Genomic DNA, 20699 nt, shown 5'->3' on the forward strand with positions numbered 1-20699 from the left:
GTCTACCCGTACCGCTCCAGCGACGAGCGGATCGTCCCCGACGTCGAGGTCGGCGAGACGCTCGCGCTCGACGACCGCCGCACGGACGCGAAGGAGACCCAGCCGCCCCGCCGGTACGGGCAGTCCCGACTCATCGAGGAGATGGAGAAGCGCGGCGTCGGCACGAAGGCGACCCGCCACCGCACCCTCGAGAAGCTGTACGACCGCAACTACATCGAGAGCGACCCGCCGCGCCCGACGCGGCTCGCGGAGGCGGTCGTCGAGGCCGCAGAGGAGTTCGCGGAGCACATCGTCAGCGAGGAGATGACCGCCCAGCTGGAGCGCGACATGCAGGCGATCGCGGCCGGCGAGAAGGAGTACGACGAGGTGACCGAGGCGTCTCGCGAGCTGCTCGACCGCGTGTTCGAGGACCTCACCGACTCCCGCGAGGCCGTCGGCGACCACCTCCAGAAGTCGCTGAAGGCGGACAAGACGCTCGGCCCCTGTCCCGAGTGCGGCGCGGACCTCCTCGTCCGGAAGTCCCGCCAGGGCTCGTACTTCGTGGGCTGTGACGGCTACCCCGACTGCGAGTACACCCTCCCGCTCCCCTCCACGGGGAAACCGCTCCTCCTAGACGAGACCTGCGAGGAGCACGACCTCCGGCACGTGAAGATGCTCGCGGGCCGGAAGACGTTCGTCCACGGCTGCCCGCAGTGCAAGGCCGACGAGGCCGACGACCAGGAGGACGAGGTGATCGGGGCGTGCCCCGAGTGCGGGGAGGGCGCGGCTTCGCCGCGCGACGGAGGCGGTGAAACCGCCGACTCCGGCGGGGAGTTGGCTATCAAGCGGCTCCGCTCGGGCTCCCGGCTCGTCGGCTGCACGCGGTACCCCGACTGCGACTACTCGCTCCCCCTCCCCCGCCGCGGCGAGATCGAGATCACCGACGAGACCTGCGAGGAGCACGGTCTCCCGCACCTCCGGGTCCACTCCGGCGACGAGCCGTGGGAGCTCGGCTGTCCGATCTGCAACTACCGGGAGTTCACCGCCCGACAGGAGGGCTCCGAGCTCCAGACGGTCGAGGGGATCGGCGAGAGGACCGCGGAGAAGCTCCAGGCCGCCGGCGTCGCCGGCGTCGACGAGCTCAAATCCGCGGATCCGGACGACCTGGCCGCCGACGTCGACGGCGTCGGCGCCGACACCGTTCGGGACTGGCAGGCGAAAGCGGACTGAGGCGACCCCGATCGGGTCGGAGTGCGGACCCACAAACACATAAAGGCGGCATGAGTCAGGAGTCTTACGTATGGGGCACGACCGCGACGTCGACCGGAGCAGCGACCGGGATCCCTCAGCCGAGGAGGGGCGCCTCGGCGCCTCCGACGGCGACGCGACCCCGCGCGTCCTCCGCTCGTTCGTCGACGCCGTTCCGACGCCCACGCTCGCGTGCGACCCGGAGACCCACGAGATCCGCGCCGCCAACGCGACGGCGGCCGACCTGTTCGACCGCGACCGCGGTACGCTGACGCTGATGGGGCTCGAGGACCTCGGCGAGTCGGAGACGACGGTGGCCGGCGACTCGATCGGCGACGCCCTCGACGCCGACGGCGTGACCCGCTTCGAATGGAGCGTCGCGAGCGCGCCGACGCGGCGGCTCGAACTCGCGGTCCGCGCGGCGACGATCGCCGGCCGCGAGTGGCTGATCGTCGGGGTGACCGACGTGACGGACCGAGTCACCGCCGACGAGCGGCTCCGTTCGCAGCTCCGCCTCGTCGACGCGGTGGCCGCCACGATCCCGGCCGCGATGTTCGAGTGCACCACACGCGGGACCCTCTCGCGGTGGAACGAGCGCTTCGCCGCGGACGCGGGATACGGGGGCGAGCAGCTGTCCGGGGCCGCCCTGACGTCGCTTTTCGACGACGAGAGCCGCGCGGCGGTCACCGACTCGCTCCAGTCCGTCTACGGGGACGAGGCGAGCGTCCAGTGCGAGGCGACGCTCGTCACGCGCTCCGGCGAGTGCGTCCCCTACCGCCTCTCGCTCGGTCCGATCGTCGACGGGGACCGGGTGGTCGGCGCGGTGGGGGTCGGCGAGGACGTCACCGAGGCGTCGCTGCGGGAGGAGCGGCTCGCGGTGTTGACTCGGGTGCTCCGTCACAACTTCCGGAACGACCTCAACGTCGTTAGGGGGTTCACGGAGCGGGCGGTCGCGGCGGTCGACGACCCGACCCTCGCCACCGAGCTGGAGCGCGTCGTCGACACCGCGGACCGGCTGCTGCGCGTCGGGGAGACCTCTCGGCGGGTCGAGCGGCTGCTCGCGGACCAGCCCGCCCCCGGCCCGATAGACCTCGCGGCCGCGGTCGACGAAGCGATGGCCGCGCTCCCGTCCGAACTCCGCGGGCGCGCCGACATCGAGACCGAGGTTCCCGCGGGGATCACGGTGTCGGCGGTCGGCTATCTCGCCGAGGCGATCGCGGAGCTCGTCGACAACGCGATCCGCCACAACGACGCGGCCCGCCCCTCCGTGACCGTCACGGCCGCGGAGCTCCCCAGCGAGTCGTGGACGTCGCTCGTCGTCGCCGACGACGGTCCGGGGATCCCGCCCGCCGAGCGCGCGGTGCTCACCGGCGAGGAGACGCCGCTGGAACACGCGAGCGGACTGGGGCTGTGGTACGTCAACTGGATCGTCTCCGCCGGCGGCGGCACCTTCGACATCGGCGAGAGCAAGACCGGCGGCACGCGGATCGAGATCGAACTCAGGACGGCGGACGAGGCGTAGGAGCCGGGCCGCTCCGAGGCGTCGTTCCGATCACTCGACGAGCCGGACCTCGTCGCCGACGGCGACCCCCGCCGCGGCGCCGGCTGGAAGCTCGACGACCGTGTCGGCCTGCGCCCGGCCCAGTCCGACGAACGGGGCGAGCCGCGCTCGCTTCTGCACCTCGCCGTCGACGACCCACAGCGCGTCGATCGCGAACGGGACGAACACCATGTGGAGCCACCGCGCGTCGACCCCGTCGAACGGGAACACGAGCGCGTATCCGTCGGGAATTGAGCGTCTGAACATCAGGCCGCGGCCCTGTTCGAGCGTCGACCGGGCGACGTCGACGTCGTCGGCGAGGACGGTCGGCTCGCGGTCGTCGTCGTCGGATCCCGGACTGTCCTCGGACCGTTCACCGCGGTGGACGAGTCGCACGCTCCGGACGTGGCGACCGTCGGATAAATAGCCTCTCGATCGGGGCCGCGACAGACGGGCCGCGGTCGGGAGTGGGTCCCCAGTTAGCTCGCGCTGCCGTACGTCTCGTCGAGGTACTCGACGATGTCGCCGCTCTCGGCCATCCCCTCGATCCCGTTCGCCTCGTCGACGAGGACGGGGACGCCGGTCTGTCCGCTGATCGCTTCGACCTCGGTGCGCTCGCCGTGCGAGCGCGGCACCATCACCGACTCGTACTCGAGGCCGAGGTCGGCGAGCTTGGTCTTCACTTTCGCGCAGTACGGGCACCCCTCCACTTCGTAGAGCGTCAGGTCTGTCATCACTATCCCGTAGGGCGTTGACGCGTAAAGAAGTACGGTGGGCGGTGCGCGCGGCGCGCACGGGCGGCGTTCGAATTTAAAAAAGAGCGGCGCGCACGGGCGACGTCCGAATTTAAAAGAGGGCGACGAGCGCAAACCGCGTCCGAAATTAAAAGGGGACCGCGGCTTCGGGCGAACGGACGCGGCGTCGTCGTCGCTCGTTGAACGCGGCGTCGTCGTCGCTCGCTAGAGGATGACGCCGCGCGTCTGCAGGACGTAGTAGACGACGAGCAGCGCCGCGATGACGTACTGGCCGAACGCGACGTCGTCGTACTCGCCGATCGCGACCTTGATCAGCGGGTACGCGATGATGCCGGCCGCCAGTCCGTCGGCGATGGAGTACGCGAACGGCATCACGGTGACGGTGAGCCCCGCGGAGACCGCCCACGCCGGGTCCGTCCAGTCGACCTCGACGAGCCCCTGCAGCATCATCACGCCGACGACGATGAGGGCGATGAAGGAGGCGTACTCCGGGATGGCGGCGACGACGGGGATCACGCCGAGCGACGCGACGAACAGCAGCGCGACGACGAGCGCGGTCAGCCCGGTGCGACCGCCCTCCTCGACCCCCGTCGACGACTCGATGTACGTCGTCACCGTGGAGGTGCCGAGCACCGCGCCGGCGGTCGTCCCCACCGCGTCGGCCATCAGCGGCTTCTCCATCTCCGGGAGGTCGCCGTCCTCGTCCAGGAAGTCACCGAACTGCGAGACGCCGATGAGCGTCCCGGCGGTGTCGAAGAAGTCGACGAAGAAGAAGGTGAACACGACGAGCACGAACGTGAGCGGCTCGATCTCGGTGAACCCCTCGACGAACGCCCCCGCGAGCGGCGAGATGTCGTACTGCGCGCTCGGGAGCGTCTCCGGGGTGATGACGCCGCGCTCGAAGACGCCGCCCAGCGTGAGCCCCCAGCCGACGGCCGCGGTCGTCAGGATGCCGATCACGATCGAGCCCGTGACCCCGCGCGCCCAGAGCCCGAACGTGAACGTGAGTCCGAGCAGACCGAGGATCGCCCACGGGTTCCCGAAGACCCCGCCGAGCGTGACGAGCGTCGCGTCGTCGGGGACGACGATCTGCAGCTCCTGAAAGCCGATGAACAGCAGGAACAGGCCGATACCGGCCCCGACCGAGCGCTTCACGGGCTCGGGGAACAGCTGGATGACGTACTTCCGCGCGCCGACCGCGGTGAGCAGCATGAACAGGACCCCCTCGACGAACACGGCGGCGAGGGCCGTCTGCCACGGGATGCCGAGCCCGAGGACGACCGTGAACGCGAAGAAGGCGTTGAGCCCCAGCCCGGGCGCGAGCCCGAACGGCCGGTTCGCGTACAGCGCCATGACGAGGGTCGCGAGCGCGGACGAGAGGATCGTCGCGATGGCGATCATCTGGACCACCTCGAAGAACTCGTAGCCTGGGATCTGGATCGCCTCGGCGAGGATGAACGGGTTCACGACGATGATGTACGACATCGCGAGGAACGTGGTGAGTCCCGCGACCAGCTCCGTACGGACGTCGGAGTCGTGCTCCTTCACGTCGAACCGCGCAGCGAGCGTGTCAGTAAGCCCCATTGAACAGGTGAGAATTCCTCGGGATCAGATGATAAGCCTTGCTGAACGAGCGCGCGAGATGCGCACATATGTGGACAATTCGGACAAAAAAGCCGTCAATAGACCGAGTAAAATGCGCGAACGTGTTTACTCTCCGCGCGAGCGCCTACTCGAAGGTCGTCAGCGCGCCGACCGGCGCGTCGGTGATATCGCGCGCGCGCTCCATGCCCTCGTCGCCGACGGCGATGAGGGTGAACACGCCGGTGACGTCCGCGTCGGCCTGGAGGGCGATGTCGAGGAGCAGCTCCTGGGTCTCGCCCGACCGGATCAGGTCGTCGACGACGAGGACGGTGTCGCCGGCGTCGATCGCGCTCGCGGGGAGGTAGTAGGTGAGTTCGATCCCGGACGCGAGTCGCTGGCGCGACTCGATGAACTCCTCGACCGCGGTCTCCTTGGACTTCTTGGCGTAGGCCAGGCGCGCGTCGAAGAAGGAGGCCATCGCCGCGCCGAGAGTGATCCCGTCGGTGGCGGCGGTGAGGACGACGTCGGGCGACTCGAACCTGAACGTCTCCGCGGCGACCGGCGCGACCAAGTCGAGGAACGACTGGTCGAAGACGACGCCGGAGTTGTCGACGTACCCCTCGTCGTCGAACTTGACGCGAGCGATCAGCTCGTCGGCGAGCGCCTCCCGTCCGACCGCCTCGACGACCTCGCTCGCCCGATCGGCCCCGGGCAGGACGTGCCCGTTCACGTACCGATTTAAGTCGCCGGCGGGGAGCCCGGTCGCCTCGGAGAGCTCCTCGTACGTTCGCGTCTCCTTCAGCATCCGCAACACGGCGACCGCCTGCAGCTGGAGGGCCGCCTTCTCTGCTCGGTTCATGTGAATGATCGTGATCGCACAACTATGAATACATCGAAGTTTATTCCGAGAGAGATACTCATGTGCGTGGTTGTCACGGTCCCCGCCGAGCGGTCGCGGTCGGAAGCGAGCCCGGGAGTCGTGAGGGCGGGCTCGGTGGTCGACGGAGGCCGCTCAGGCGTCGAAGAAGACGGTCGGGTCGCCGACGTCGATCTCGACGACGTCCCGGTCGTCGAGGGGACGGAGCCGGACGGTGAGCGCGCCGGCCGCCTCCGCCGTTACCCGGAGCGCGTCCAGCTCGGCGGCGCCGAGGTACGTCGGCACGCAGACGGCGACGGACGCCTCCCCGTCCTCCGCGACGACGAGCCGGTACTCGACGCCCTCGGCCGCGGCGGCGTACATCCGCACCGCGTCGATGTCGGCGTCGCCGACGATCGCCGACGCCTCTTCGAACTCCGATCCGGGGAGCAGGACGTCGATCCGCGCCGCGTCGGGGACGGGATTCACGTCGCCGGGGTGGGCGGCGACCGTCGTCCAGCCCCGGTCGCGGTACTCCGTCGCCGTCGCGTCGCTGTCGGCGACCACGTCCCCCCAGCGCTCGCCCGGATCGGTCCGTCGCATGTCCCCGTGGACCCGTCGCGGTTATAAATACTTGTCCAGTCGCCGTGACAGAAATCGGGAGGCGTGGCGGCGATCGGACCCCTTCGCGTCGTTAGGTTCATAACGTTCCCTCGTTTGAAGTAGGCTATGAGTCCTGATACCGACGATCACGTCAACAGGCGAACCATGCTCACCTACGCGGGCACCGCGGCCGCGGTCGGCCTCGCCGGCTGTTCCGGCAACGGCGGCGACGGCGACGACGGGTCCGACGGCGACGACGGGTCCGACGGCGACGACGGGTCCGACGGCGACGACGACGCCTTCGAGGTCGGTGTCACCATGGGCCAGATGGACTCCGGGCTCGACCCGCAGGACCACGCGGAGACGAACACGGAGATCGTCGTCGGACAGGTGTACGAGGGCCTGCTCGACCGCGACAAGGAGGGGGGCATCATCGCCGGCCTCGCGACCGACTGGGAGCGCACGGAAGACAGTAACATCCGGTTCGTGCTCCGGGAGGACGTCACGTTCCACAACGGCGACCCGTTGACGTCCGATGACGTCAGGTTCAGCATCCTGCGGGTCGTCGACGACGACGTCGGCATCGCCAGCCCGCAGAAGAACGACCTCGGTAACGTCGACGAGGTCACCGCCGGCGACGGCGAGGTGACGGTCTCGTTCGAGGGGTTCAATCCGATCGCCTTCCAGCTGTTCGCGACGAACGGCCCGATCATGCAGCAGTCATGGGTCGAGGAGAACGACGGCGACTACATCAACCGGAACACCAACGGCACCGGTCCGTTCATCGTCACCGAGTACGACTCTGGCAACGAGGTCGTCTACGAGCCGAACGGGGACTACTGGGACGGCGACGTCCCGGTCGACGAGCTCACCATGAGCGCCTCCAGCGAGTCGAGCACCCGGGTGAACCGCCTCCTCGCCGAGGAGACGGACATCGTGACGAACGTGCCGCCGCAGGAGGTGTCCCGCGTCGAGGAATCCGACGTCGCCGGCATCAACTCCGTGCCCAGCGCCCGGATCATCTTCCTGCAGATGCGGTACGACGTCGAGCCGTTCTCCAGCCAGGAGTTCCGGCAGGCGATGAACCACGCCGTCGACGTCGAAAGCATCATCGAGAACGTCCTCAACGGCTTCGGGAACATCACCGGACAGCCGACCCTCGAGGGACACGTCGGCTACAACCCGGACATCGACCCGTACCCGTACGACGTCGAGGAGGCCGAGCGGCTGGTCGAGGAGTCCGGCCACGCCGGCGTCGAGATCACCTTGGAGACCCCGATCGGCCGCTACCTCGGCGACGTCGAGATCGCGCAGGCCGCGGCGAGCCAGATCGACTCGCTGTCGAACGTCTCCTGTGAGCTCGATCAGCGCGAGTTCTCCTCGCTCGTCCAGGACATCACGACCGGGAACATCGAGGACAAGCCCCACTTCAACCTCCTCGGGTGGGGGAACGGCGAGTTCGACGGGAGTCAGACGATCACCCCGCTCATGACCACGGAGGGCGCGCTCACGATCTTAGAGAACGAGGAGCTCGACCAGCTCATGGAGGACGCGGAAAACACCGAGGACTCCGACGAGCGCGTCGATATCCTTCAGGAGGCGAACCAGCTCGCCCACGACCTGGCTCCGTGGGTGTTCCTCCACCAGCAGTACAGCGTCTACGGGGTCTCGGACGACATCTCGTGGGAGCCGCGGGCCGACGAGTTCATCGACCCCGACACGGCCACGCAACAGTAAGGCGGCACAGCAGCCGCACACACGTATCAATGTCATTCGGCAGATTCGTACTCAAAAGAAGCCTCCAGGGCCTCGGCGTCGTCTGGGGGGTCGTTACCGTCGTGTTCGCGCTCCGGTTCGTCACGCCCGGCAGCGCGATCAACGCGGTCGCCCCGCTCGACGCGACTCAAGAGACCCGACGGGCGATCGCCGCGGAGCTCGGCTTAGACCAGCCGCTGTACATCCAGTACGGGCAGTACATCTTCGACCTGCTCCGCGGCGACATGGGGTTCTCGTACATCCGCGGACAGGAGGTCCTCCCGCTCGTGTTCGCCCGGCTCCCGGCGACGGTCGAACTCGCGCTCGCCGCGAGCGTCGTCGCCATCACTCTCTCCATCCCGCTCGGCGTGCTCAGCGCCACCCGGCGCAACGAGCCGGTCGACTACGGCGCGACGCTGTTCTCGCTCGGCGGGATCAGCACCCCGAACTTCTGGCTCGGAATCATGCTCATCCTGATCTTCGCGGTGGAGTTCGACGTGTTCAACACCAGCGGACGCGGCGTCGACGTCGGCGACGTGGCGCTGTCGGTGATCGGGTCTGAACCGTTCTTCGGGACGCTGCTCGCGTGGCTCGCGTACATCACGCTCCCCGCTATCGCCTTGGGGACGTACTTCATGGCGCTCATCACGCGGCTCACCCGCTCCGGAATGCTCGACGAGCTCAGCAAGGGGTACGTGCAGGCGGCCAGGGCGAAGGGGCTCCCGCAGACGCTGGTCCGCTACAAGCACGCGCTGCGGAACACGCTCATCCCGGTGATCACGGTGCTCGGCCTCCAGCTGGGCACGCTGATCGGCGGCGCGGTCATCACGGAGGCGGTGTTCTCGTGGCCGGGACTCGGCACGCTCGTCATCGACAGCATCAACCGCCGCGACTGGCCGGTGTTACAGGGGAGTCTCATCGTCATCGGCACCAGTTTCGTCCTCGTGAACGTCCTCGTCGACGCCGTCTACGCGTACCTCGACCCGCAAGTGGTGAACGACTGATGGTCTCTGCACGTGTCATTCGCAATCTCAAGAAGGAGTTCAGGAACAGCGTGCTCGCGAAGATCGGTCTGCTGCTCGTGGTCGGTATCCTGTTTACCGCCGCGTTCGCGCCGTTCATCGCGCCGCACGACCCGACAGAACAGCAGCTCGACCAGAGCGAGCTCCCGCCGCTCGGCTTCAGCGAAACCACCGAGCGGACCTCCTCGCAGATGGTCGAGGGGGAGATCCAGACCGTGACCGAGACCGTCGAGGTCACCCCCGACGCGGCGCATCCGCTCGGCACCGACGGCCTCGGCCGAGACATGCTCTCGCGGATCGTCTACGGCGCCCGGACGTCGCTGGTCGTCGGCGTGCTCGGGACGCTTCTGGCGGCGTTCGTCGGCGTTCCCGTCGGGCTGTTCGCGGGGTACCACCGGGGGAACGTCGACGACCTGCTGATGCGGATCGCCGACGTCAGCCTCGCGTTCCCGTCGCTCGTGCTGGCCGTCGCGCTCATCGGGCTGTGGGGGCGGGCGGCGATCAACGTCCCCGACCCCTTCGTCGTCGCCGGGCTCGCGCCGGAGATGCCGGAGAGCTTCGTGTTACCGATAACCGTGGTTATCGTCGTCGGACTCGTCAACTGGGTGTGGTTCGCCCGCGTCGCCCGCGGGGAGGCGCTCTCCTTACGCGGGCAGGAGTACGTCAAGGCGTCCCGCGCGCTCGGGGCCGACGACACCTCGATCATCTGGAACCACGTCCTCCCGAACGCGATCACGCCGATCATCGTCCTCGCGACGGTGCAGGTGGCGGCGATCATCCTCTTGGAGAGCTCCCTGTCGTTCCTCGGCTTCTCGGGGACGACGCTCTCGTGGGGCTTCGACATCGCGCAGGGGCGCGACTACATCTCCTCTGGCCAGTGGTGGATCGCGTCGCTGCCCGGGCTCGCGATCATGTTCTCCGTGATCGGGATCAACCTGATCGGCGACTGGCTCCGCGACTCGCTCGACCCGGGCATCGAGGGCGAAGGGGGTGCCGCATGAGCCAGGGCGTGCGGGCCGATCCCGCGCTCCGGAGCGACGACGTCCTCTCGGTCTCGGACCTCTCGACCCGATTCTTCACCGAGGACGGGCAGATCAACGCGGTCGAGTCGGTCTCGTTCGACCTCAGGGACAACGAGATCCTCGGGATCGTCGGCGAGTCCGGCTCCGGGAAGTCCGTGACGGCGCTGTCGCTCATCGACCTCGTCGAGTCGCCCGGACGGATCACCGAGGGGGAGGTCTGGTACCGAAATCCGGCCCTCGCCGACGAGTTCCGCGCGAACGACGCGGTCGGCGTCGACGGCGACCACGTCGACCTCCGGACCGTGCCGCCGCGCGTCCGGCGGTCGCTTCGGGGCCCGTCGTTCAGCACCATCTTCCAGGACCCGATGAGCAGCTTCAACCCCTCGATCACGGTCGGCGAGCAGATCGCCGAGGCGGTCGAGGTCCAGCGGCGCGCGAAGGCGAACCCGCGGTCGACCCGCTCGCGGACGCAGGGGTACGGGCTCGGCCAGTACCTCCTCGACGGGATCGTCCCCGGACGCGGCTACACCAGCGAGGGGAGCATGGACCGGGCGATCGAGCTGCTCGAACAGGTCGGGATCCCCGACCCCGTCGAGCGCGTCGACGAGTACCCCGGAGAGTTCTCCGGCGGGATGCTCCAGCGGGCGATGATCGCGCAGGCGCTCGCCGGCGAGCCCGACGTGCTGATCGCGGACGAGCCGACGACCGCGCTCGACGTCACCATCCAGGCGCAGATACTCAACCTCCTGCGCGACGTGCAGGCGGAGCGCGGCATGAGCATCCTCCTCATCACGCACGACCTCGGCGTCATCGCGGAGATGTGCGACCGGGTCTGCGTGATGTACGCCGGGGAGGTCGTGGAGCGGGGGACGCTCGGCGCGGTGTTCGACGACTCGGTCCACCCGTACACCGAGGGCCTCCTGGGCTCGATCCCCGATCTGGAGGACCCGCGGCCGCGGCTCCAGCCGATCGAGGGGAACGTCCCCGGGCTGGTCGACGCCGAGATGGAAGACCGGTGTTACTTCGCCGACCGCTGTCCGAAGGCGATGGAGTCGTGTCTGGAGAAGCCCGCCGAGCGCGTCGTGGACGCCGAGACGGAACACGGCGCGAAGTGCGTGCTCGCGGACCGCCCGTACGATCCGAACGAGGCGCTTTCCGAGGGCTACTTCGGAGGTGACGCGGAATGAGCGACGCCGATACCGGGACCGACGGCGCCCCCGAGTCCGACGGCGCTCACGCCGCCCGCAGCGACCCCCTCCTCTCCGTCGAGGGGCTGCGGAAGTACTACGCCGACGACCAGTCGCTGATCGACCGCCTGCTCGGCGCGGACGAGGCGAGCGTGAAGGCCGTCGACGGCGTCTCCTTCGAGGTCGCCGAGGGCGAGACGCTCGGGCTCGTCGGCGAGTCCGGCTGCGGCAAGTCGACCACGGGCGAGACCGTGCTCCGCCTGCGCGAAGCCACCGACGGCCGGATCTCGTTCGATGGGGACGACCTGTTGACGATGACCGACGCGGAGCTGACGGAATTCAGAAAACGCGCGCAGATCGTCTTTCAGGACCCGTTCTCCAGTCTCGACCCGCGCATGACCGCCGGGGACATCATCACGGAGGGGCTGCGGATCCACGACGTCGCCGATCAGGCGGAGCGGCGCGAGACGGCCCGCGACCTGCTCGATCGCGTCGGGCTCTCCGCCGACCAGATCGACCGCTACCCCCACGAGTTCTCCGGCGGCCAGCGCCAGCGGATCGGCATCGCGCGGGCGCTCGCCGTCGACCCGGAGTTCATCGTGCTCGACGAGCCCGTCTCGGCGCTCGACGTGAGCGTGCAGGCGCAGATCCTCAACCTCCTCGACGACCTTCAGGACGACTTCGGGCTCACCTACCTCTTCATCGCGCACAACCTGAGCGTCGTGCGGCACATCTGCGACCGCGTCGCCGTCATGTACCTCGGCGAGATCGTCGAGACGGGACCGGTCGACGAGATCTTCGCGGACCCGGCGCACCCGTATACCAAGGCGCTGCTGTCGAGCGTCCCGCGGGTGACGACCGAGGATCGAGCCGACGAGTTCGCGACGCTCCACGGCGACGTCCCCTCGCCGCGGAACCCGCCCGCGGGCTGCCGATTCCACACCAGGTGTCCGGAGGCGCGGGCGGCCTGCCGCGAGTCGCCGCCGCCGGCGTACGACGTGGGCGAGCGGCGCTCGGCGACGTGTTTCCGCGCCGACGCAGACCACTCCTACTGGGAGAGCGAGCCGATCGAGGAGAACGCCCGGATCGCGGGCGAGGCCGCCGACGACTGAGGGGGCCCACCCATCGGCGTGTCTGCTGAACGAACAGCCGGCGGACGTGGAGACGGCCCGCGAAGAGTGGAAGGCGGACCACGACGCTCTGGGCGTCGGGGCGTCGCGGCAGTAGTGGACCGGTTCAGCCGACGAGGCTTCCGAGGACCGGCGCGACGAGCATCATGCCGGCGCCGAACCCGCCGATTCGCGCCATCGCGCGCCGAGACCGGCGCTCGGTCCAACCGGAGTCCGCGTCGAGGTGTTCCTGTGCGGCCTCGATCGCTCGACCGGACGCGACGGAGCCGGACCACCCGAGGAGGGCGAGACCGAACCAGAGACCGCCGAACGCGAACGCCGTCTCCGCGGCGGCCAGCGGGGCGAATCCGCCGACCGCAACCAATCCGACGACGAGGACCGGCGTCGCGGCGGCGCCGACGGCGACGCCGCCGGCGACGAGCCGTCCGCGTTCCCGGACGGCCGGCGGCACCGGCATCGATCAGTCGACCGCTTCCCGCATCCGGGGGTCGAGCGCGTCCCGCATTCCGTCGCCGAGCAGGTTGAACCCGAGGACGGTTAGCGCGAGGAACAGCCCGGGGAAGAACGACCACCACCAGATGCCGGTGAGCAGCCCCTGACTCACGCCGTTCGAGAGCATGAGTCCCCACGAGGGCGTGCCGGCGGAGGCGCCGAACCCGAGGAACGACAGCGCGGCGAGGTCGATGATCGCCAGCCCGAAGTTCAGCGTCGACTGAACGGTGATCGGTGCGAGGCAGTTCGGCAACACGTGTCGGACGAGCACCCGCGGGTCCGTGGCGCCGAGCGCGACGGTCGCGTCGATATACTCGTTCTCCAACACGGTGAGGGCGGCCCCGCGGACGACGCGGGCGAACCGCGGCGTGTACACGAGCGTCAGGGCCGCGACCGCCCGCCAGAGCCCGAGCTCGTCCGGGAAGATGGAGACGAGGGCGAGCGCTAAGAGGAGCGATGGGAACGCCAGCAGCACGTCCATCGTCCGCATGATCACGTTGTCGGTGACGTCGCCGTAGTAGGCGGCGACGATGCCGAGGCCAACCCCGAGCACCGTCGACGCGCCCACGGTCACCGTGCCGAACAGCATCGCGTACCACGCGCCGTAGGCGACGCGGGGAACGAGGTCTCGCGCCTGCCCGTCGGTGCCGAACGGGTACTCCAGGCTCGGCTCGGCGCGGTTCGGGTTCGTGCCGAGCTGTGTCTGGGAGATGACGTCCAGATCGATCGTCAGACGGGCGTAGATCGCGATCACGAGCATTGCGACGATGATGGCGAGGCCGGCCAGCGCGAGTCGGTTCGACAGCAGCTGTGAGAGGAACGGCGAGGCGCGGATCCGATCGACGAGCCCGCGGCTCGTCGTCTCCCCCTCGCCATCTCTGAGTGTTTCGGTGCTCATTGTTGGATCCTCGGATCGAGGTACGAGTAGGTGATGTCGACGACGAGGTTCACGAGAGTGAACAGGAACGCGAACGTCAGGACGGTCCCCTGAACTATCGGGTAGTCGCCGACCTCGATCGCCTCGACGAGCAGCGTCCCGAGCCCGCCGATGGCGAACACGGTCTCTGTCAGCACCGCGCCGCCGAGCAGCCCGCCGAACTGGATCCCGATGATCGTGACGACGGGGATCAGCGCGTTACGGAACCCGTGTTTCAACACGGTGATCTTCGCACCCTGCCCCTTCGCGCGGGCGGTGCGCATGTAGTCTTGCCTGACGACCTCCAGCATCGACGAGCGCATCATCCGCGAGATGAGCGCCATCGAGTACACGCCGATGACGAGCGACGGCAGGAGCATGTGCCTGACCGCCGACTTGAACATGTCCCACTCGCCGGCGAGCAGCGTGTCGATCGTCACCATCCCGGTGACGCGAATGGGAGAGACGCTGAACGTCGACGAAATCCGACCGCTGGTCGGCAGCACGCCGAGCACCTGTGCGAACAGCAGGATCAGCAGCGGCCCGCTCCAGAAGATCGGGACGCTGATCCCGGCGAGCGCGCCGACGCGGGTGCTGTGATCGGTGAGCGTGTCCTGTTTCACCGCGCTCAACACGCCGAGCGGGATGCCGAACAGGATACCGAACAGCTGCCCGTACAGCGCCAGTTCAAGCGTGACGGGGAGCGTGTTCGCCATGATCTCCCGAACGGTCGTGTTCCGGTTGATGACGTACGACTCCCCGAAGTCGAACCGCACGACTTTACCCAGGAAGTCGACGTACTGGACCCATATCGGGTCGTTGAGTCCGAGGTCAGCTCGGATTCGCTCGACGAACTCCTGGCTCGCGCGCTCCCCGGCGATCGTGAGCGCCGGGTCGCCCGGCGAGAGGTGGAGGATGGAGAAGACCAGCGTCGCCACTCCGATCAACACCGGGACGAGTAACAGCAGCCGCTTGAGTACGAATCGTTTTGGGAACATCGAAGGTGAGACTGAAGTGACCGACTACTCCAGCGAGACTAGGTTCAGGAACGGACCGCCAATAGCGGCGATCTGGAACCCGTTGACGCGGTCGGCAACGCCCCGAAGCTCTTCCGCGTAGTCCAGGTACACCCACGGAGCCTCGTCGTGGGCAACCTGCATCGCCTCGTTGTACAGGCTCGCGCGCTCGCTCTCCTCGGTCGTCTGCTGACCCTGCTCGACGAGGTCCATGTACTCCTGGTTCGCCCAGGCCGAGCGGTTACTGCTGTTGTACCCCTCGGCATCGAAGCTCACCCAGTCCTGATCCTCGGTGAGCTCGCCCTCGTCGACCTGCGGGTGAAGCAGTACGTACGCGAAGTTGTCCGGGTCGGCGTTGTCGGTGTACCAGCCGAGGAAACACGCGTCGTGGCGGCCCTGGGCCGTGTACTCGAGGAACGGCGAGAACGACTGCTGGTTGATATCGACCTCGATCCCGACCTCACTGAGGTTAGATGCGACCGTCTCGGCCGTCTGGATCGGCGAGGGATTGTACCCGCGGGGGTTCTGGAACGTCGCCAGCTCGAAGGAGAACCCGTCGCCGTAGCCGGCCTCCTCGAGGAGGCTCTGCGCCTCCTCGGGGTCGTACGGGTACGGGTCGATGTCGTCGTTGTGCCCCATCACGTTCGGCGGCAGCGGCTGGCTGGCCTGCGTCGCGAAGCCGGAGTAGAGCTGGTTGACGATCGACTCGGTGTTGATCGCGTGGCTGACGGCCTGCCGGACGCGGCGGTCCCGGAACTCCTCGACCGCCGCGATGTTGAACGCCATGTAGCCAATGTTTATCCCCTCGGTACGGACGAGCTCGGCGCCGTCCGCGCCGTCGACCTGCTGGGAGGACTGCGCGCCGATGCCGTCGATGATGTCGAGCTCCCCGCTCGCGAGCGACTGCGCACGGGTGGAGTTCTCGCCGACCGTGACGAAGACGGCCTCGTCGACCTCCGGGCCGTCGCCCCAGTAGTCGTCGTACGCAATGAGGCGGATCTGCTCGTTAGAGTCGTCGAGGGTGTCGAGCTCGAACGGCCCGGTCCCGACCGCGTTCTCCGAGAGGTCGGTGCCGTACTCCTCGATCGCGGCCTCGGAGTGGACGGAGGCTGCGAACATCGCCAGGTTGCGCAGGAACGGCGCGTACGTCTGCGTGAGCTGGATCGTCATCTCGTAGTCCCCGTCGACCTGGATATCGTCGATCCAGCTGCCGAGCGTGAAGGGACCGTACGCGGAGACGTAGTCGTCGCCAGCGTAGTACTCGTACTCCGAGTCGACGAAGCGGCGGTACGTCGCCTCGAAGTCCTGCGCCGTGAACTCCTCGCCGTTGTGGAAGGTGACGCCCTCCTTCAGCGTGAGCGACGCCGTCTCGCCCTCGATCGAGTAGTCGGAGGCGAGCCCGTCGGTGAGCGTCGACTCGCCCGGCTCGAAGTTGATGAGCGTGTCGTAGATCTGCTCGGTGACCTTCGCGACCTCGCCGCTCGTGCTGTTCTGGAAGTCCAGCGTCGACGAGTGGCTCCCCCGACCGTATCGGAGGAGGCTGCTGTCGTCGTCGCCGTCAGAGCCGTCGTCGCCGTCAGAGCCGTCGTCGCCGTCAGAGCCGTCGCCGCCGTTCCGGAACAGCCGGCGAGACCGGCCGTCACTGCGGCGCCACCGGCGGCGCCGAGGAATCTTCTCCGCGAAACGTTCGTGTCTCGAGATGACATGGATCGAAACTGAACACTTGCTAGTATAAACCTACCGAACGAACGGGTGGAAATGTTCTGATTCGAATGGTTTCGAGCGGTATGGTTTCGATCCGCATCCGGCACGCGTCGTCCGAATCGGGAGGAGCGTCGTCGCCGCCGCGGTTAGTCGAGCAGGTGACACGCGGCGGGGTGGTCGCCCTCGGGAAGTGTGGGCTCCTCGCGCTCGCAGACGCTCGCGAACGTCTCCTCTAAGACGGCCGCCGCCTCGTCCCACTCGCCCGCGATCACCAGCCTGAGTGAGCGGTCGACGACCTCGCCGGCGCGCCCGTCCAGGAACCGGTCGAACTGGGCGTCGCGGACCGCCTCGACCGCGGCGGAGGAGACCGCGTCGTCCCCGGACGGGTCGGCGGTGGCAGCGCCGCCGTCGGCCGCGACCTGGCCGGCCGATCCGTCGACGCCGTCGAGTACGGTCTCGACGTCGACCCCCTCCCGCTCGACGCGCTGTCGGTAGTCCATCACCTCGCGGTACGTCTCCTGCTCGATGTCGAGGTCGTCCGGCGGGATGACCGACGGACAGCGGGTCCGGAAGTGGCACCCCGAGGGCGGGTCGATCGGGGAGGGAACGTCGCCCCGGAGGATGACGCGGTCGTCCGTGTCGGCGGTCGGGTCCGGCTCGGGGATCGCGGAGAGCAGCGCCTTGGTATACGGGTGTCGCGGATCCGCGAACAGCTCGTCGGTGGGCGCGACCTCGACGATCTCGCCGAGGTACATGACGGCGACGCGGTCGCAGATGTGCCGCACCACCGACAGGTCGTGCGCGATGAACAGGTACGTCAGGTCGAACCGGTCCTGAAGGTCCTCCATCAGGTTGAGGATCTGCGCCTGCACGCTCACGTCGAGCGCGGAGACCGGCTCGTCGGCGACGATGAACTCCGGATCGACCGCGAGCGCCCGGGCGATACCGACGCGCTGGCGCTGCCCGCCTGACAGCTCGTGCGGGTACCGCTCGTACTGGCCCGCCTCGAGCCCGACCGCCTCCAGCAGCTGGCGGACGCGACGCCGTCGCCGGAGCCTGTCGGTGTCACCGGCCGAGATCGTCACCGAGACGCGTTCCACGTCGCCGGCTTCGGTGCGCTCGACGGTCCCCTCGACGCCGAGGTGCTCGCGCACGTCGACGTCGACCTCGCCGTCCGCGACCGTCACGTCCACGTGGACGGTCGCCACGCCGTTCCCGGTGCCGACGACGGCGTCGATCTCGCCATCGACCGTCACGTCGACCCGGTCGCGAGCGATCCCCGAGACGGTCACCTCGGCCTCGGCCGTCACGTCCGGGTCGCTCTCGGGGAGATTGTGGATCGACAGCGGCTCGCGGATCGTCTGGCCGACCGTCTGCCGCGGGTCGAGCGAGGAGAGCGGGTCTTGGAAGATCATCTGGAGGTTCTTCCGCTGCTCCCGCAGCCCCGACCCGTCGAGGTCGGTGAGATCGGTCCCGGCGAACACTACCCGGCCGTCGGTCGGTTCGGTGAGGTGCAACAGCGCCCGGCCGGCCGTCGACTTCCCGCAGCCGGACTCGCCGACGAGCCCGAGCGTCTCGCCGCGGTTGATCGTGAAGTCGACCCCGTCGACCGCCTTCACGCTGCGGTCGTCGGCGCCGAGGATCCGATCGAGTACGCCGTCTGTCTGATCGTAGTACTTCCGGAGTCCGTCGATCTCGATGAGTGGGTCACCGATCGACCGGTCGCGAGCGGGGGCGACTTCGTCGTCGCCGTACTCGTCCGTGTCGAACGACTCCATGATACATTTCGAGCGGTGGTCGACCTCCTCGGCGCCGTGCTGGAGGTACGGGATCTCGCCGCTCCGGCACTCCTCGGTCGCCCACGGGCACCGGGGCGCGAAGTGGCACCCGTTCGGCATGTCGATCAGGTCGGGGACGTTCCCCTCGATCGGCGTGAGCCGCTCCTTCCCCTCGGTCGGGAGCGACTCCAAGAGGGTGTACGTGTACGGGTGCGAGGGGTTCCCGAATATCTCCTCGACGGGTCCCTCCTCGACGATTTCGCCGGCGTACATCACGGCAACGCGCTCACACGTCTCGGCCACGACGCCGAGGTCGTGGGTGATCATCAGCACCGACATCCCCAGGTCCGCTTGGAGGTCGTCGATCAGGTCGAGGATCTGTGCCTGAATGGTCACGTCCAGCGCGGTCGTCGGCTCGTCGGCCACGAGGAGGCCCGGCTGGCAGGCCAACGCGATGGCGATGAGCACGCGCTGGCGCATCCCGCCTGAGAACTCGTGCGGGTACTCTTCCACCCGGGCTCCGGGCTCCGGGATACCGACCTCTTCGAGCACCTCGATGGTCTCCTCGCGGACCGCGTCGTCCACGTCGCGGCTGATCTTCGGGATGATCTCGCGCACGGCGTTGAACCACGAGTCCTTGCGGCGCCCGCCGTACTGGTGAAGCCTGAGGCTCTCGGCGACCTGCTTGCCGACCGTCACCGAGGGGTTCAGCGACGTCATCGGGTCCTGGAAGATCATGCTTACTTCCCGGCCGCGGACGAACCGGAGCGCCTCCTCGGGCGCGGCGGTGAGGTCGATCGTGTCGCCGTCGATGAACTCCACGGTGTCGTACCGGTCGCGAAGCTCGTCGGCGACTCGGGCGTCCGTCAGCTCGACGGTCCCGCCGACGACCTTGCCGGGATCGTCGACGAGCCCCATCGTCGACAGCGCCGTGACGCTTTTGCCGGATCCCGACTCGCCGACGAGGCCGACGGTCTCGCCGTCGTGGATCTCGAGGTCGATTCCGTCGACCGCCTTCACCTGTCCCCGTTCAGTCGAGAACTGGGTCCGGAGGTCCGAGAGCGAAAGTAGAGGAGGCATGGAGCGAATTTCCGACCCTCTATGGATATACTTTTGGCTTCGGTCGTGGCCGGACGCCGCGGCGAGTCCGGTCGGCGAGCGGGGCCGCGACGCCCTCGCCCCACCGGCCAGCGGCGGATAGGAGGGAACCTTTACCAGCCGTCGACCGCCTACGCCGTGCATGGACGTGGAAGAGCATCCGCTCGCGGAAGATGACGACGCGTGGACCACGGTCATCGAAGAGTGCCGTGCCACCGCCGAAGAGTACCGAGAGCGGGGGTGGACGGCGTTCGCACCGGTCCCCGGCGACGTGGTGCCGGTCCCCGCGCCGGGCGATTCAGTCGACGAGAAGGTCGGTCTCGACGTGCTGCTGTCGGGAGAGGAGTTCGACCGGCTCACGGAGCTAGTCGAGGTGAACGAGTTCGACGAATTCGAGGCGTTCCGCGCCCACGAGAGCGGGATCGTCTACCTCACGCTAGTGTTCCGGGCGACGGCGACCGAGACCGCGCTCTGCCTCCCGCTGTACTACCGGGTCGCCGAGGCGGACCGGATGCTCGGTCGCGTCAGGGCCGGCGACGCGATGACGACCTACTGTCACGCGCTCTCCGGGGACGAGCGGATCGAGTTCGACCACGAGGACCCGACCCCCCTGTTCCCACCGCAGGACACCGGAGACGCCTGACCGGCACGATAGCGGTCCTACCGCTCCCGCACGACGACGAACTCCGCCAGGTCGCGGAGGTACTCGATCGCCTCCGTCTCCGGCGGGTCGGCGTCGTCGAGCGCCGCCAGCGCCAGCTCCGACTGCTCGCGCGCCCGCTCGTCGATCTCCTCGGGCGTGAGCGAGGTGACCTGTACGACTGAGGGCCGGTCCATCTCCGCGTCCTGTCCGGTCGGCTTGCCGAGGTCGTCGGCGTCGGCGGTCGCGTCGAGCACGTCGTCGCGCATCTGGAACGCGACGCCGACGCGCTCGGCGTACTCGCCGAACGAGTCGATCGCGTGGGGGTCGGCGCCGCCGGCGACCGCGCCGAGCTCGGCGGCGGCCCGGAACAG

At 68.5% G+C, this 20699-nt stretch carries 18 protein-coding genes and 1 pseudogene; 8 read left to right on the forward strand and 11 right to left on the reverse strand.

The features are described 5' to 3' along the window. Both R6U01_RS08590 and R6U01_RS08595 read left to right on the forward strand, forming a co-directional pair. The coding region (locus tag R6U01_RS08590; protein WP_410286048.1) for a DNA topoisomerase at positions 1-1209 on the forward strand (1209 nt) is incomplete at its 5' end. A 70-nt stretch (positions 1210-1279) separates the two neighbouring features. Beyond that, entirely contained in the window at positions 1280-2749 is a 1470-nt protein-coding gene (locus R6U01_RS08595; RefSeq protein WP_410286049.1) for an ATP-binding protein, read from the forward strand. Positions 2750-2779: 30 nt separating this feature from the next. On the opposite strand, the gene R6U01_RS08600 is transcribed toward R6U01_RS08595, so the two are convergent. The 5 genes from R6U01_RS08600 to R6U01_RS08620 all read right to left on the reverse strand — a co-directional run bounded on the left by R6U01_RS08600 (position 2780) and on the right by R6U01_RS08620 (position 6565). Next, positions 2780-3163, reverse strand: coding sequence for a DUF192 domain-containing protein (locus tag R6U01_RS08600; RefSeq protein ID WP_410286050.1), 384 nt, complete (start codon positions 3161-3163; stop codon positions 2780-2782). A gap of 83 nt (positions 3164-3246) precedes the next feature. Then, a complete protein-coding gene (locus R6U01_RS08605; protein ID WP_410286051.1) occupies positions 3247-3501 on the reverse strand; it encodes a glutathione S-transferase N-terminal domain-containing protein in 255 nt (84 codons plus the stop codon). 225 nt (positions 3502-3726) lie between these two features. After that, positions 3727-5106: an NCS2 family permease gene (locus R6U01_RS08610; RefSeq protein WP_410286052.1), complete on the reverse strand. Its 1380-nt coding sequence runs from the start codon at positions 5104-5106 to the stop codon at positions 3727-3729. 145 nt (positions 5107-5251) lie between these two features. Then, positions 5252-5965: a phosphoribosyltransferase family protein gene (locus R6U01_RS08615; protein WP_410286053.1), complete on the reverse strand. Its 714-nt coding sequence runs from the start codon at positions 5963-5965 to the stop codon at positions 5252-5254. A 153-nt stretch (positions 5966-6118) separates the two neighbouring features. Beyond that, the gene (locus R6U01_RS08620; protein WP_410286054.1) at positions 6119-6565 is read right to left on the reverse strand and encodes a hypothetical protein; all 447 of its coding nucleotides are present in this window, start codon (positions 6563-6565) and stop codon (positions 6119-6121) included. 126 nt (positions 6566-6691) lie between these two features. Between R6U01_RS08620 and R6U01_RS08625 the strand changes: the two genes are divergently transcribed. Genes R6U01_RS08625 through R6U01_RS08645 form a run of 5 tightly spaced genes read left to right on the forward strand, consistent with a single transcriptional unit; the run spans position 6692 to position 12663 of the window. Then, positions 6692-8302 (forward strand): ABC transporter substrate-binding protein, encoded by a 1611-nt coding sequence (locus R6U01_RS08625; RefSeq protein WP_410286055.1) that lies wholly within the window; start codon positions 6692-6694, stop codon positions 8300-8302. A gap of 29 nt (positions 8303-8331) precedes the next feature. Further along, a complete protein-coding gene (locus R6U01_RS08630; protein WP_410286056.1) occupies positions 8332-9324 on the forward strand; it encodes an ABC transporter permease in 993 nt (330 codons plus the stop codon). Further along, on the forward strand, positions 9324-10343 hold the full coding sequence (locus R6U01_RS08635) for an ABC transporter permease (RefSeq protein WP_410286057.1): 1020 nt from the start codon (positions 9324-9326) through the stop codon (positions 10341-10343). The genes R6U01_RS08630 and R6U01_RS08635 overlap by 1 nt, the downstream gene beginning before the upstream one ends. Continuing rightward, positions 10340-11551 carry an ABC transporter ATP-binding protein gene (locus tag R6U01_RS08640; protein ID WP_410286058.1) on the forward strand — a complete coding sequence of 404 codons (1212 nt, stop codon included), beginning with the start codon at positions 10340-10342 and terminating at the stop codon, positions 11549-11551. Before R6U01_RS08635 ends, R6U01_RS08640 begins: the two co-directional genes overlap by 4 nt. Beyond that, a complete protein-coding gene (locus tag R6U01_RS08645; RefSeq protein WP_410286059.1) occupies positions 11548-12663 on the forward strand; it encodes an ABC transporter ATP-binding protein in 1116 nt (371 codons plus the stop codon). The genes R6U01_RS08640 and R6U01_RS08645 overlap by 4 nt, the downstream gene beginning before the upstream one ends. 124 nt (positions 12664-12787) lie before the next feature. Here the strand turns inward: R6U01_RS08645 and R6U01_RS08650 are convergent, their stop codons facing one another. The 5 genes and pseudogenes from R6U01_RS08650 to R6U01_RS08670 form a co-directional block, all read right to left on the reverse strand. After that, entirely contained in the window at positions 12788-13138 is a 351-nt protein-coding gene (locus R6U01_RS08650; protein WP_410286060.1) for a hypothetical protein, read from the reverse strand. A gap of 3 nt (positions 13139-13141) precedes the next feature. Next, complete coding sequence (locus R6U01_RS08655) at positions 13142-14071, reverse strand: ABC transporter permease (RefSeq protein ID WP_410286061.1); 930 nt, start codon at positions 14069-14071, stop codon at positions 13142-13144. Next, positions 14068-15087 (reverse strand): ABC transporter permease, encoded by a 1020-nt coding sequence (locus tag R6U01_RS08660; protein ID WP_410286062.1) that lies wholly within the window; start codon positions 15085-15087, stop codon positions 14068-14070. The genes R6U01_RS08655 and R6U01_RS08660 overlap by 4 nt, the downstream gene beginning before the upstream one ends. A gap of 24 nt (positions 15088-15111) precedes the next feature. After that, a pseudogene (locus tag R6U01_RS08665) lies at positions 15112-16811 on the reverse strand (ABC transporter substrate-binding protein). Between the two features lie 144 nt (positions 16812-16955). Further along, positions 16956-19667: a dipeptide ABC transporter ATP-binding protein gene (locus R6U01_RS08670; RefSeq protein WP_410286063.1), complete on the reverse strand. Its 2712-nt coding sequence runs from the start codon at positions 19665-19667 to the stop codon at positions 16956-16958. 160 nt (positions 19668-19827) lie between these two features. Here R6U01_RS08670 and R6U01_RS08675 point away from each other — a divergent pair, with 160 nt between their 5' ends. Then, entirely contained in the window at positions 19828-20328 is a 501-nt protein-coding gene (locus R6U01_RS08675; protein ID WP_410286064.1) for a hypothetical protein, read from the forward strand. A 17-nt stretch (positions 20329-20345) separates the two neighbouring features. Here R6U01_RS08675 and R6U01_RS08680 read toward each other — a convergent pair. Further along, a partial coding sequence (locus tag R6U01_RS08680) for a polyprenyl synthetase family protein (RefSeq protein ID WP_410286065.1) occupies positions 20346-20699 on the reverse strand: 354 nt, incomplete at its 5' end.

Origin of the sequence: Halorubrum sp. (assembly GCF_046498025.1) — an archaeon.
GTDB lineage: Archaea > Halobacteriota > Halobacteria > Halobacteriales > Haloferacaceae > Halorubrum.